Consider the following 13,259-nt stretch of genomic DNA (forward strand, 5'->3'; position numbering starts at 1 on the left):
TATAGGTCAAGATCCCAACCTTGCTACGAACGCATGATAAAATCACGCACTTTTGCCATTGGCGGACCCGAGGAAGAATTTAAGAAATGTCCTTACTGACCCAGATTTTCGGCAGCCGCAACCAGCGTCTGCTTAAGCAATACCAAAAAACGGTAAAGGCGATCAACGCCCTGGAGCCGGAGTTTGAAAAGCTGTCGGATGCCGAGCTGCAAGCGAAAACGCCTGCCCTCAAGGAACGCGTTGCCAATGGCGAATCGCTGGACGACCTGCTGCCGGAAGCCTTTGCCGTCTGCCGCGAAGCGTCCAAGCGCGTGTTCAAGATGCGCCATTTCGACGTGCAGCTGATCGGCGGCATGGTATTGCATTACGGCAAGATCGCCGAAATGGGCACCGGTGAAGGCAAAACCCTGACCGCGACCCTGCCGGCCTACCTGAATGCACTGTCCGGCAAGGGCGTGCACATCGTGACCGTCAACGATTACCTGGCACAGCGCGACGCCGAGACCATGGGCAAGCTGTACCGCTGGCTGGGCCTGTCCTGCGGCGTGAACCTGTCGCAGATGCCGCACGCGGACAAGCAGGAAGCCTACGCGTCCGACATCACCTACGGCACCAACAACGAATTCGGTTTCGACTACCTGCGCGACAACATGGTGTTCGAAGCCAGCGAGCGCGTGCAGCGCACCCTGAATTTCGGCATCGTCGACGAAGTGGACTCGATCCTGATCGACGAAGCGCGTACCCCGCTGATCATCTCCGGCCAGGCCGAAAACCACACCGACCTGTACCACAAGATCAACCTGGTACCGCCGCAACTGACCCTGCAGATCGGCGAAGAAACCGCGGACGGTAAAGGCAAGATCGAAGTCCCAGGCGACTACACCAAGGACGAAAAAGCGCACCAGGTGCTGCTGACCGAAGCCGGCCATGAAAAGGCCGAAGCGATCCTGACCAAAATGGGCCTGCTGCCGGAAGGCGCGTCCCTGTACGACTCCGCCAACATCACCCTGGTGCACCACCTGTACGCTGCCCTGCGCGCGCACGTGCTGTACTTCAAGGACCAGCACTACGTGGTGCAGAACAATGAAGTGGTGATCGTCGACGAATTCACCGGCCGCCTGATGACTGGCCGCCGCTGGTCCGACGGCCTGCACCAGGCAGTCGAAGCCAAGGAAGGCGTCAAGATCCAGAACGAGAACCAGACCCTGGCCTCGATCACCTTCCAGAACTACTTCCGCATGTACGGCAAGCTGGCCGGCATGACCGGTACCGCCGACACCGAAGCTTACGAATTCCAGGAAATCTACGGCCTGGAAACCGTAGTGATCCCGCCGAACCGCCCTTCGCAGCGCAAGGACCGCCAAGACCAGGTGTACAAGTCCAACGCCGAAAAGTACAACGCGATGATGCTCGACATCCGCGACTGCTACGAGCGTGGCCAGCCAGTCCTGGTGGGTACCACCTCGATTGAAAACTCCGAACTGCTGTCCGGCATCCTGGACAAGGCCAAGCTGCCGCACAACGTGCTGAACGCAAAACAGCACGCCCGCGAAGCTGAGATCATCGCCCAGGCGGGTGCGCCGAAGGCCATCACCATCGCCACCAATATGGCCGGCCGTGGTACCGACATCGTCTTGGGCGGCAGTATCGAAAAGATGATCCAGATCATCGAAGCCGACCCGGAGCTGAGCGACGAAGAGAAGGCAGCCAAGGCGCAGCACCTGCGTTCCGGCTGGCAGTCGCTGCACAACCAGGTGGTTGCTGCCGGCGGCCTGCATATCGTTGGTACCGAGCGTCACGAATCCCGCCGCGTCGACAACCAGCTGCGTGGCCGTTCCGGCCGCCAGGGCGACCCGGGCTCCTCGCGCTTCTACCTGTCGCTGGACGACCCGCTCCTGCGCATCTTCGCCGGCGACCGCGTGCGCGCGATCATGGACCGCCTGAAGATGCCGGAAGGCGAACCGATCGAAGCGGGCATTGTGTCCCGTTCCATCGAGTCCGCGCAGCGCAAGGTTGAGGCCCGTAACTTCGACATCCGTAAGCAGCTGCTGGAATACGACGACGTCGCCAACGACCAGCGCAAGGTGATCTACTCGCAGCGTAACGAGCTGCTGGAAGCGACCGACATTTCCGAAACCATCATGAACCTGCGCCATGGCGTGTTCACCGACGTGGTGCGCACCTACGTGCCGGAAGAATCGGTGGAAGAGCAGTGGGACATCCCGGCCCTGCAGAAGACGCTGGCGCAAGAATGGATGATCGACGTGCCGCTGACCGAGATGATGGAGAAGGAAAGCACCATCTCCGACGAAGACATCGTCGAACGCGTGATCGCGGCAGCCGATGCTGTGTACCAGGCCAAGGTCGACATCGTGTCGAAGGAAGCCTTCGGCGGCTTCGAGCGCAACGTCATGCTGCAGTCGGTGGACACCCACTGGCGCGAGCACCTGGCAGCGCTGGATCACCTGCGCCAGGGCATTCACCTGCGCGGCTATGCGCAGAAGAATCCTAAGCAGGAATACAAGCGCGAAGCGTTCGAACTGTTCGGCATCATGCTGGACATGATCAAGAACGACGTGATCCGCATGGTGATGATGGTCCGCATCCAGTCGCGCGAAGAAGTCGAGGCAGCGGAAGCAGCCATGAACCAGTCGCACGTCGAGAACGTCCATTACCAGCACGCAGACTTCAACCCGAACGCGGCGCCGGAAGAATTGCTGGCGCCGACTGCCATGCCAGCCGGCGACCTGGACGCGGCGATCAGCCAGGGTTTCAAGGTCGGCCGCAACGACCCATGCCCATGCGGCAGCGGCAAGAAGTTCAAGGCTTGCCACGGCAAGCTGGCTTGATTACCTGATGACTGAAACTAAACCGGGGCTTGCCCCGGTTTTTTTTTAACGGATCGCGTTACTGAATCGGTTACCTTGATTGGCCTGTCGGTGGGAAGTGCTGAAACAGGGTTGCAGGGCATTGAAATGCCAGTGATTCCACACCGCGCAGGAAGGTGCTTAGTCGCGTTGCGGCGAATTGCTTGGGATTACGATCCGCACTGTCGTGCCTTTGCCCGGTGCCGAGTCGATGGTGATGCGCCCGCCCATCACGCCAGTGACGATGTTGTAGACGATGTTCATGCCCAGCCCGGTGCCGCCATTGCCCATCTTGGTGGTAAAAAAGGGATCGAACACCTTGCGTTGCACGTCCTCAGGCATGCCAGCGCCATCATCGCGGAACACGATCTCGACCTGCCGCCCGTCGACGGCACGGGCGGACAGCCATAAGTGTCCGCTGTTGCGGTCTTCAAACGCGTGCATCAGCGCATTGTTGATCAAGTTGTTGAAGACCTGGTACACGCTGCCCGGATAAGAATCGAGTTCCAGTTCCGGCGGCACGTCGACTTCCATCTGGATGGCGCTGCGGCGCAGGCGCGGCGTGTAGGTCGCGGCGGTATCGAGCGCCACTGCCTGCAGGCGGAAGCGGCGGCGCTGGTCGTTGGTCTGGTCCACGGCAATCTGCTTGAAGGAAGCGATCAGGGACGCTGCTTTCTCGAGCGAACTGGAAATCAGGCCGCACGCAAGCTGTACCTCTTCCAGGTGATGATTCAACGTTGAGCGCCGCACCGTGCCGCCGGCCACCGACAGTTTGAATTCCTTCACGCGGTCGTCCAGCGCGGTGGAGGCCAGCAGGCTGTTGCCGATCGGCGTATTCAATTCATGCGCGATGCCCGCCACGAGCGAGCCGAGGGAGGCCATCTTTTCAGCTGCGATCAGGTCGTGCTGGGTGCGCTGCAAGGTCTCCAGCGCATGCGACAGGTCGCGATTTGCCTGCTCCAGCGCGGCTGAACGTTCGCGCACACGCGACTCCAGTGCATCGTTCAATTCGCGCAACTGCTGCTTGGCCTTCATTTCCTGGGTCAGGTCGAGCAGGGCCCAGATGATGGCGTGCTTGCCATCGAGGAGCAGCGAGGACGACCAGATCGCCACCTGTCCCGGCCCGCCGTCAGGCAGCATCACATCGGCCAGTTCGCCGCGCACCACGCCATGCAGGCGGTACTCGTTCCAGATGCGCTGGCGCTCGTTGGGCGAGGCCCAGAACGGCACTTCATCCGAACGCCTGCCAATCAGTTCGTGCAGCGGCGTGCCGAAGGTGCGAGCCAGGGCCTGGTTGGCGGCGATGATGCGGCCTTCCTGGTCCGATACCGACAGCGGCAGCGGGGTCATGTCGAACAGGGTGCGGAAGCGTTCTTCGGATTCGCGCAGGCGACGCTGCGATTCTTCGAGCTGGGCGATGCGTTCGCGCAGCGCGGCGCTCATGAGGTTGAGCGAGTGCGTTACCACTTCCAGTTCGTCCCCGCCGCTCTCGGGCAGCTGGCTGAACTGGCCTTCTGCCAGATGTTCCGAGTGGCGCGCCAGGGCAGCGAGGCGTTTGCCGACGCCGCGCGTCATGGCGAAGAACAACAGCAAGGCCAGCGCGAAACCGAGCAGGGCGATCAGGCCGCCTTGGCGCAGCACGTCGTCGCGCGCCGTTACAAGGTCGACGGTGGACAGGCCGAAATGCAGCATGCCCACCTGGTTATCCTTCAACAGCAGCGGCGCTTGCGCGTGCAGCAGGTTGCCGTCGACAGAGGTGCGCACGCCGCCCCCCAACTGTGCCTGGCGCAGCGCTTCCGGCATGAAGTCCGGCCGCTCGCCCGCTTCCAGCACCGTTTCGCCGGAGGCGTCGAGGATCACGATATAGCGCAGGAAGCTGTCGCGCGGGTCGGACAGCATTTCCGACCAGTAGCTGCGCAATTCGCCGAGGCGGCCGCTGCTGGCATAGGGCGTCAGTGTGAGGTTGAGGTTGATGGCATATTCGTGGGCGACGCGGTCGGCGTTGCGGCTGACGGCATTGGTCATCAGCCGCAAGCTGTTGCCGATCAGCAGGGCCACCACCACGGCCTGGACGAAAGCGCTCAGCAGCAGGAATTTCGCGCGCAGCGAAAGCTTCAAGTTATCCCCCCAGCCTTGTTGATTTTTGATTATCGGGACATTGTATCCCTTCATAAGTGAAAGTTGCCGGAATCTAAAAAAAAACGCCGCCCGGCTGTTGCGGGGCGGCGTTGGCGCGTAGCAGGCGCAGTAAAGCTTGTTCGGCTTATGGCAGGGTCAGGATGACCTTGACGCTGTCGTCGACAGCCGATTTGTCGATGTAGCCGATGGCTTTCGGATCGTCCGCCACGGCCTTCTTCACCTCGGCGTTGGATTTGAATTCCTTCGGTGGCGTGGCCTTGCCGGTAAACACCAGCTTGGACCAGATGGCTTTCACCTGGGCAGGGTCTTTTTCCGCAACTTTCTGGTAGAAGTCAGTGCGAATCTTGGAGCCTTCAGCCTGGTCCACCGGGGTGAACATGGCCGATTTGCCGAGGAAGAACTGGGACGCCTGTTCCGAGAACATGCGCGAGGCCGGATTGTCCTTGTTGACGATCACGACGATCTCAGCCGATGCAGGCAGGGCTGCGGCAGCCAGTGCCGAGGCGAGCAGGGCGCAGAGGATTTTTTTCATGGCCGTAGCTCCTTAGAACACGAAGTCGATGCCGGCGGCATAGACGTTCACGCTGTTGCTGTAAGTTGGCACGCCGGAAGGCAGGATCAGGGAGCCGCCCTTGACTTGTGGCTTGACGTGGTCGATCTGCACTTTCAGGGCCAGCGACTTGGCGAAGTCCCAACGCATGCCGACCAGGTCGGATTTCTGTTCAGGCGACACCAGCAGGCCGCGCACGGCGCCGAAGGTTGCTGCCAGCGGATGGGCGGCAGGCACGGTCGGCACGGTGACGGACGAACCGTGGCCCTTGTAGTAGGCATGGGCGTAGTAAGGCAGCACTTTGCCGAAGCGGTAGCCGGCCATGATGTAGCCCGAGTTGGTCTCAGGGATGTAGACCGGCTCGTGGGCGCGGCGCTGGGCGTACTCGGCTTGCAGCACGATGTTCTTCCAGTCCATCGTCAGGCCGATTTCGGTGAAGCTCATTTTCTTGCCGCCGCGCAGGGTCAGGTCGTCGGCAAGCTGGACGGCGGCAGGCACCTTGGTCGCGGCCAGGCCGTCAGTCAGGGCATTGATCGGGGCCAGGTTGTTGACTTCGATCTTGGCGCGGGCGTGCGCCAGGCGGGCGGTGAATGGGCCGTATTCGGCCGTCACGGCAGCACCGAAGACCGGCGACTGGTGCTTGGCGACCGAACCGCCGCCGGTCGGGATGTACAGCTTGCCGCGGCTCACGCCGCCAAAGCCCTGCACGGTGACGTTGGTGTCGCCAAAGGCGTGCTGCCAGTTGACGTCAGCACCGTCCATGTTCTCGATCGGAGCCTGGCCGTACATTTCGATCGGCGGGCGCATCATGGTGTTGGCGTAGCCGACGTTCTGGTAGTCCGAGATCAGGAAGGCAGGCAGCACCACGCGGCCCAGGCGCACATTGGTCTCGTCGTTCAGCTTGTATTTCAGGAAGCCCCAGGTCAGGTCGGTGGTGAACTGCTGGCTGGTGTTCTTGCGGGTCAGTACCTGCACGGTGCCCGACAGGCTATCGTTGAAGGTGTAGGTGGCCTGCAGGCCCAGGTTGCTGTCCAGGCCGATGCGCGGCGAGTCGCCGGTGCCTGCCGCCTGGTTGTAGCGTGCGAATTGTGCATCATCGGAGTTGGTCTTGGCCACGCCCAGGGTGCCAAAGCCACTGATGCTCAGGTTGCCGTCGCCCAGGGTACCGGCCTGAGCCATCATGCTGGTAGCAGCCAGCATGGCGGCGGCGAGAAGCTGTTTCTTCATGAAGTGATCCGATCGAATGTTATTTTATTGATAGTGCAGCGCACCAAAGTCGTGCCATTTTGTTTATGGCAGTTTCCTAGAATAAACTAAACTTGCACTATTTTGAATCGGAAACTGCACAAATAGAGAGCAGCTTCTAGAATTTGTGGGGTTTTTGCGTTCTTTGATTAGCCTTATTGCATCGCGCACCGGAATGCGCGTGCGTTTAAAATAACAGCTTCGTTCCCTACCAAGATTGAGAAGAAAACCATGGCCGTGAATTCCCCCATCCCTGTCGCCGCCGACCTGAAGCCGGTTGCCGGTATCGAGCTTGGCTATGCCGAAGCTGGTATCAAGAAGCCGGGCCGCAAGGACGTGCTGGTCCTGAAGCTGGCCGATGGCGCCACCGTGTCCGGCGTGTTCACGCTGAACCGCTTCTGCGCCGCGCCGGTGCAGATTTCCAAGGAAAACCTGGCGGCCGTGAAAGCCGGCGGCAAGCCGATCCGCGCCCTGATGATCAATACCGGCAACGCCAACGCCGGCACCGGCGAACCTGGCCTGGCCAATGCCCGCGCCACCTGTGCCGCGCTGGCCAGGGAACTGGGCTGCGATGCGCAGCAGATCCTGCCGTTCTCCACCGGCGTGATCCTGGAGCCGCTGCCGGTCGAAAAAATCGTGGCTGGCCTGCCGAAGGCGGTGCAAAACCTGAAGCCGGACAACTGGTTCAACGCCGCTGAAGCCATCATGACCACCGACACCCAGCCCAAGGCGGGCTCGCGCACTGTCGATGTCGCCGGCCACAAGGTCAACATGACCGGCATCTCCAAGGGGGCCGGCATGATCAAGCCGAACATGGCCACCATGCTGGGCTACCTGGCCTTCGACGCCAAGGTATCGCAGCCGGTGCTGGACGTGCTGGTCAAGGAAGCGGCCGACAAGTCCTTCAACTGCATCACCATCGACGGCGACACCTCGACCAACGACTCCTTCATGCTGGTGGCCACCGGCGCCGGCACTCTGATTGTCGATTCGGTCGATTCGCCTGAATACAAGGCGCTGTCCGCTGCTGTCACCGAGCTGTCGGTGTTCCTGGCGCAAGCCATCGTGCGCGACGGCGAAGGCGCCACCAAGTTCATGACCATCACGGTTGAAGACGGCAAGGACGCTGCCGAATGCCGCAAGATCGCCTACTCGATTGGCCACTCGCCGCTGGTAAAGACTGCCTTTTTCGCTTCCGACCCTAACCTGGGCCGCATCCTGGCCGCCATCGGCTACGCCGGTGTGGACGACCTGGATGTCAGCAAGATCAACCTCTACCTGGACGACGTGTGGGTGGCCAAGGACGGCGGCCGCAACCCGGACTACAAGGAAGAAGACGGCCAGCGCGTGATGAAGCAGAGCGAAATCACCGTGCGCGTGAAGCTGGCGCGCGGCACTGCCGCTTCCACCGTCTACACCTGCGACCTGTCGCACGACTACGTGTCGATCAACGCCGACTACCGTTCCTGAGCGGATGTCGCACCAACTCGACCAATTCCTCAAGCGCGCCGAGGCCTTGCTGGCGCGCGTGGAAGCCATCGTGCCGCCTGCGGTTGCGGCACCGGACTGGCTGGCTTCCACCGCCTTCCGCTGGCGCAAGCGGGGCCACACCGGCTTTCTCCAGCCTGTGCCGCGTCCTGCCAAAATCGCCTTTGACGACTTGCAGCACATCGGCCGCCAGAAGGCGCAGATCGAGCAGAACACGCGCCAGTTCGTGGAGGGCAAGCCCGCCAACAATGTGTTGCTGACCGGCGCGCGCGGCACCGGCAAGTCTTCGCTGATCAAGGCATGCCTGGCGGCGTTCGCGCCGCAAGGCCTGCGCCTGATCGAAGTCGACAAGGTCGACCTGCACGACCTGCCCGACATCATGGACCTGGTAGCAGGCCGCCCGGAGCGCTTCGTGGTGTTCTGCGACGACCTGTCGTTCGAGGAAGGGGAGAGCGGCTACAAGGCGCTGAAAGTGGCGCTGGATGGCTCGGTGTCGGCCGTGATCGACAATGTCCTGATTTACGCTACCTCCAACCGGCGTCACCTGATGCCCGAGCGTATGTCCGACAATGCCAGCTACACGCATGACGATGATGGCGACCTGCATCCGGGCGAAACGGTGGAAGAAAAGATTTCGCTGTCCGAGCGCTTCGGCCTCTGGCTCTCGTTCTACCCGTTCAAGCAGGACGACTACCTGGGCATCGTGGCGCACTGGCTGGCCGCGTTCGGCTGCAGCGTGCCGCAGATCGCCGATGCCCGCGCCGAAGCCCTGCAATGGGCGCTGCAGCGCGGCTCGCGCTCCGGCCGCGTGGCCTGGCAGTTTGCACGCGATTACGCAGGGAGATTGACATGACTGCGCGTCCGATCGATGTCGCAGTCGGCATCCTGATGCAGCCCAATGGCGACGTCCTGCTTGGACAGCGCCCTGAAGGCAAGCCCTATGCAGGCTACTGGGAATTCCCGGGCGGGAAAGTCGACCCGGGCGAGACTATCCTGGAAGCGCTCAAGCGCGAATTTGTCGAGGAGCTGGGCATCCATATTCAGAGTGCGGAAGAATGGTGCGGCGTCGAACACGTCTACCCGCATGCCCACGTGCGGCTGCACTTCTTCATCAGCCACGAATGGAGCGGCGAGCCGCAAAGCCTGGAAGGCCAGGCCTTCGCCTGGCAAGGCACGGTGGGCGTCGAGCCGCTACTGCCCGCCACCATTCCATTGCTGGAGTGGTTAGACAAAGTACGGTATTAAAAGTCGGGGTCAGACCTGACCCCGACTTTTATTTTGCTTCTTCGTCGAGCGGATCGGTGGGGGCGGAACCGGGGATGCTGTACTTTTCCTCGGCCCAGGCGCCCAGGTCGATCATCTTGCAGCGCTCGCTGCAGAAGGGGCGGTATTTATTGGCTTCCGTCCACTCTACCTTGGCGTGGCAGGTGGGGCATTCAACGACAGTAGGCATGGTGCTTAGAAATTGCAGAGGGTGAGCTCGAATGGTACATCTTCTTCCAGCGGCTTGGGTTTCAGGTCGCCGCCCTGGGAAGTAAAGCGCACCCATAACATGTATTTATTGGCCGAAATCTCGGGAATCGCGCCCAGCGCTTCGTCGACCGACAGGCGCAGCATCTGGTAGACCTTGCCTTGCAGCATCTGCTGGTAACTGCCGGCATTGGCGATCATTTTCACCGGGGCGCCGGAGTCGCGCAGCAGGCGCAGCACCAGGGCCAGGGCGTCGAACAGCGGCGCCAGCGGGTTGAACCAGGTGACGATGTCGTTGAAGCGCTTCTCGGCCGGCTGCTTTTGCCAGGCGTAATAGGAAGGCAGGTCGAATTCGCATGCGCCGCCCGGGATGATGGTGCGGCCGCGGATGCTCATCAGCCACTCATTGTCGCGCACGTTCTGGCCGGTCTTGCCTTGTGAGGCGACCAGGGCGCTGGAAACACTGTCGAGTTCGGTGAGGATGGCGTCCAGCATCTCGGCCTGGACGTTCGGGTTGGAGCGGTAGCCCAGCAAGCTCTGGCGCTGGCGCTCGAGTTCCTGCAGCAGATCGGATTTCAGGTCGGCCCGTCCGGCCACTTCGAGCATGTCGAAGATGGTAGCCAAAGCGACGTGGTGCTGCATCGGGTGTTCCTGATGCACGAAGAACTTGAACTTCTCGTATAGATCCTCCAGGCGCAGCAAGGTGCGGATGCGCTCATTGAAAGGATATTCGTAAACGATCAAAGCATCCCTCGTGTCGAAGACCTATTAATAATCTCGTGATTCTGAACTATGCGAAGCAAAATTACAAATATTGCTGATAAAAACCATGCAAACGGTCTACTTGAGGGGTTAAAGCTTCGATCCTGCCGCCATTGTCTATGACATCGTCGGCCGCTGCCAGCCGTACCGCGCGCGGCACCTGGGTGGCCATGATGGCCCGCACCTGGTCTTCGGCCAGGCCATTGCGCGCCATCACGCGCGCCACCTGGACTTCTTCCGGGCAGTCGATCACCAGCACGCGGTCGACGCGCTGCTTCCAGGCGCCGGATTCGACCAGCAGGGGAATGGCCAGCATCACGTAGTCGCCGCTGGCATCGGCAGCCGCGGCCAGGGTGGCGTCGCGGATCATGGGGTGGAGGATGGCTTCAAGCCGGCGCTTGGCCGGCGGTTCGCGGAACACGAGCTCGCGCATTTTTGCGCGGTCCATGGCGCCGCGGCTGTCAGCCATGTGGGGGCCGAATTCGGCCAGGATGTCGGGCATGGCGGCGCCATTGGGCCCGGTCAGGGTGTGGGCAATCTGGTCGGTGTCGACGATGCTGGCGCCGCGGTCGGCAAACATATTGGCGACCAGGCTTTTTCCGCTACCTATGCCGCCTGTCAGGCCGACCACGAGGCGCCCCGTCATGTCAGGGTGGGGCCGTACAGGATGGAGGTGATCTGCTGGCCGAAGAACAATGCCGCCAGGCCGGCGCCGGCCAGGTAGGGGCCGAACGGGATCTTGTGGTCAAAGCCCATGCGCGAGGCGATGATGATGCCGATGCCGACCAGTGCGCCGACCACGGAGGACAGCAGGATAATCGCCGGCAGCATCTGCCAGCCCATCCAGGCGCCCAGCGCGGCCAGCAGCTTGAAGTCGCCGTAGCCCATGCCTTCCTTGCCGCGCACCAGCTTGAATAACCAGTACACGGACCACAGCGCCATATAACCGGCGGCAGCGCCCAGCACGGCGTCCTGCAGGGGCACGAACATGCCCTTCACATTGACCAGCAGGCCAAGCCACAGCAGCGGATAGGTCAGGTCGTCCGGCAGCAGCTGGGTGTCGAAGTCGATGAAGGTCATCGCGATCAGCAGCCAGCCGAATACCAGGGTGGCCATGCCGGTCCAGCCGAAGCCGAAGTGCCACACCAGGCCGGCCGACAGCAGGGCGCTCAGGGCCTCGATCGCTGGATAGCGCGCCGAAATCGGCGCCTTGCAGGAGCTGCATTTACCGCGCAGCACCAGCCAGCTGATGATCGGGATGTTTTCCAGCGCCGTGATCTGGTGGCCGCAATGCGGGCAGGCCGACCGCGGCACCACCAGGTTGTAGCGTTCCGGATGCGGCTCCGGTTCGTTGCGCTCGCTGGCGCAGAACTTGTCGGCCTCGCGCTGCATCATGACCGGCACGCGGTGAATCACCACGTTCAGGAAACTGCCGACCAGCAGGCCAAGGATGCCAGCCACCAGGGCGGCGGCCAGCGTTGCTGGCGGCGAGAACAGCATGAATACGTCTTGCATGCTGCTTACACCACCGAGCCGAGTTTGAAGATAGGCATGTACATCGCAACCACCAGGCCGCCGATCACCACGCCCAGGACCACCATGATCATCGGCTCCATCAGGCTCGACAGCTGGGCGACAGCTTCGTCCACTTCTTCTTCGTAGAAGTCGGCCACCTTGCCCAGCATCGCATCGAGCGCACCGGACTCTTCGCCAATGGCCACCATCTGGGTCACCATGGTCGGGAACACGTCGGCATTCTGCATGGCCACGGTCAGGCTGGTACCGGTGCTGACTTCGGTCTGGATCTTCTTGGTCGCTTCCAGGTAGACGTTGTTGCCGGCAGCGCCGCCCACCGAATCCAGCGATTCCACCAGCGGCACGCCGGCGGCGAACATGGTGGACAGGGTGCGGGTCCAGCGCGCTACGGTTGCCTTGCGGATCACATCGCCGAACACGGGGATCTTCAGCAGCAGACGGTCCATTGTGGCCTGCATCTTTGCCGAACGGCGCCAGCTCTGGAAGAAGAAATACAGCCCGGCAAACAGGCTGCCGAAGATGATGTACCAGTACTTGACGAAGTAATCCGAGATCGTCATCACGAACAGGGTCGGCGCCGGCAGGTCGGCGCCGAAACTGCTGAACACTTCCTTGAAGGCCGGCACCACCCAGATCATGATCACGGAGGTCACGATGAAGGCCACCGCCAGCACGGCGATCGGATAGGTCAGGGCCGACTTGATCTTGGCCTTGATGGCCAGCGTCTTTTCCTTGTAGATGGCCAGGCGGGTCAGCAGGTCTTCCAGGATACCTGCCTGTTCGCCGGCTGCCACCAGGTTGCAGAACAGCGGATCGAAGTACAGTGGGTACTTGCGGAACGCCATGTTCAAGCTGGTACCGGTCTCGATGTCGGCGCGCAGGTCCAGCACCAGCTTCGATACCGAAGGATTGGAGTGACCCTTGCCGACGATGTCGAAGGCCTGCAGCAGCGGCACGCCGGCCTTCATCATGGTCGCAAGCTGGCGCGTAAACAAGGTCAGGTCCTTTTCGGTGACCTTCTTGCCTGTCCGGTAGGCCTTTTTCTTGATCTTGGTGGCCATGATGCCCTGGCGGCGCAGGGTCACGTTGACCACCGCTTCGCCACCGGCGCGCATTTCTCCGCGCACGGTCTTGCCGGTCTTGTCCTTGCCTTCCCAGGTGAAAATCTGTTCTTTCGCGGTGCCCGCAGTAGCCATATCCTA

The 13,259-nt window shown here is 61.7% G+C and carries 12 protein-coding genes; 4 read left to right on the forward strand and 8 right to left on the reverse strand.

All coding sequences use genetic code 11. The features are described 5' to 3' along the window. Window positions 1-86 precede the first annotated feature (86 nt). Window positions 87-2,849 (forward strand): preprotein translocase subunit SecA, encoded by a 2,763-nt coding sequence (secA, locus tag ACN9MZ_RS07400; protein ID WP_426341555.1) that lies wholly within the window; start codon window positions 87-89, stop codon window positions 2,847-2,849. A 159-nt stretch (window positions 2,850-3,008) separates the two neighbouring features. Here secA and ACN9MZ_RS07405 read toward each other — a convergent pair whose 3' ends face one another. From ACN9MZ_RS07405 to ACN9MZ_RS07415, 3 genes are all read right to left on the reverse strand, one after another. Beyond that, window positions 3,009-4,985 carry an ATP-binding protein gene (locus ACN9MZ_RS07405; protein WP_426341556.1) on the reverse strand — a complete coding sequence of 659 codons (1,977 nt, stop codon included), beginning with the start codon at window positions 4,983-4,985 and terminating at the stop codon, window positions 3,009-3,011. Between the two features lie 145 nt (window positions 4,986-5,130). Then, entirely contained in the window at window positions 5,131-5,538 is a 408-nt protein-coding gene (locus ACN9MZ_RS07410; protein WP_426169381.1) for a hypothetical protein, read from the reverse strand. Window positions 5,539-5,550: 12 nt separating this feature from the next. Next, window positions 5,551-6,783 (reverse strand): porin, encoded by a 1,233-nt coding sequence (locus ACN9MZ_RS07415; protein WP_426341557.1) that lies wholly within the window; start codon window positions 6,781-6,783, stop codon window positions 5,551-5,553. 249 nt (window positions 6,784-7,032) lie between these two features. Here ACN9MZ_RS07415 and argJ point away from each other — a divergent pair, with 249 nt between their 5' ends. From argJ to mutT, 3 genes are read left to right on the forward strand one after another with little or no spacing between them, the layout of a single operon-like run. Next, complete coding sequence (gene argJ / locus ACN9MZ_RS07420; RefSeq protein WP_426341558.1) at window positions 7,033-8,271, forward strand: bifunctional glutamate N-acetyltransferase/amino-acid acetyltransferase ArgJ; 1,239 nt, start codon at window positions 7,033-7,035, stop codon at window positions 8,269-8,271. Window positions 8,272-8,275: 4 nt separating this feature from the next. After that, window positions 8,276-9,142, forward strand: a complete 867-nt coding sequence (locus tag ACN9MZ_RS07425; RefSeq protein ID WP_426341559.1) for an ATP-binding protein — start codon at window positions 8,276-8,278, stop codon at window positions 9,140-9,142. Then, window positions 9,139-9,534: an 8-oxo-dGTP diphosphatase MutT gene (gene mutT, locus ACN9MZ_RS07430; protein WP_426341560.1), complete on the forward strand. Its 396-nt coding sequence runs from the start codon at window positions 9,139-9,141 to the stop codon at window positions 9,532-9,534. The genes ACN9MZ_RS07425 and mutT overlap by 4 nt, the downstream gene beginning before the upstream one ends. A gap of 28 nt (window positions 9,535-9,562) precedes the next feature. On the opposite strand, the gene yacG is transcribed toward mutT, so the two are convergent. The 5 genes from yacG to ACN9MZ_RS07455 form a co-directional block, all read right to left on the reverse strand. After that, complete coding sequence (gene yacG / locus ACN9MZ_RS07435; RefSeq protein ID WP_426341561.1) at window positions 9,563-9,742, reverse strand: DNA gyrase inhibitor YacG; 180 nt, start codon at window positions 9,740-9,742, stop codon at window positions 9,563-9,565. Between the two features lie 5 nt (window positions 9,743-9,747). Then, the gene (zapD, locus tag ACN9MZ_RS07440; protein WP_426341562.1) at window positions 9,748-10,503 is read right to left on the reverse strand and encodes a cell division protein ZapD; all 756 of its coding nucleotides are present in this window, start codon (window positions 10,501-10,503) and stop codon (window positions 9,748-9,750) included. A 61-nt stretch (window positions 10,504-10,564) separates the two neighbouring features. After that, window positions 10,565-11,167, reverse strand: a complete 603-nt coding sequence (gene coaE / locus ACN9MZ_RS07445) for a dephospho-CoA kinase (RefSeq protein WP_426341563.1) — start codon at window positions 11,165-11,167, stop codon at window positions 10,565-10,567. Then, window positions 11,164-12,036 (reverse strand): prepilin peptidase, encoded by an 873-nt coding sequence (locus tag ACN9MZ_RS07450; protein WP_426341564.1) that lies wholly within the window; start codon window positions 12,034-12,036, stop codon window positions 11,164-11,166. The genes coaE and ACN9MZ_RS07450 overlap by 4 nt, the downstream gene beginning before the upstream one ends. A 5-nt stretch (window positions 12,037-12,041) precedes the next feature. Next, window positions 12,042-13,253, reverse strand: coding sequence for a type II secretion system F family protein (locus tag ACN9MZ_RS07455; protein ID WP_426341565.1), 1,212 nt, complete (start codon window positions 13,251-13,253; stop codon window positions 12,042-12,044). Window positions 13,254-13,259 lie beyond the last annotated feature (6 nt).

The organism is Pseudoduganella sp. S-14, assembly GCF_049913285.1.
GTDB lineage: Bacteria > Pseudomonadota > Gammaproteobacteria > Burkholderiales > Burkholderiaceae_D > Rugamonas.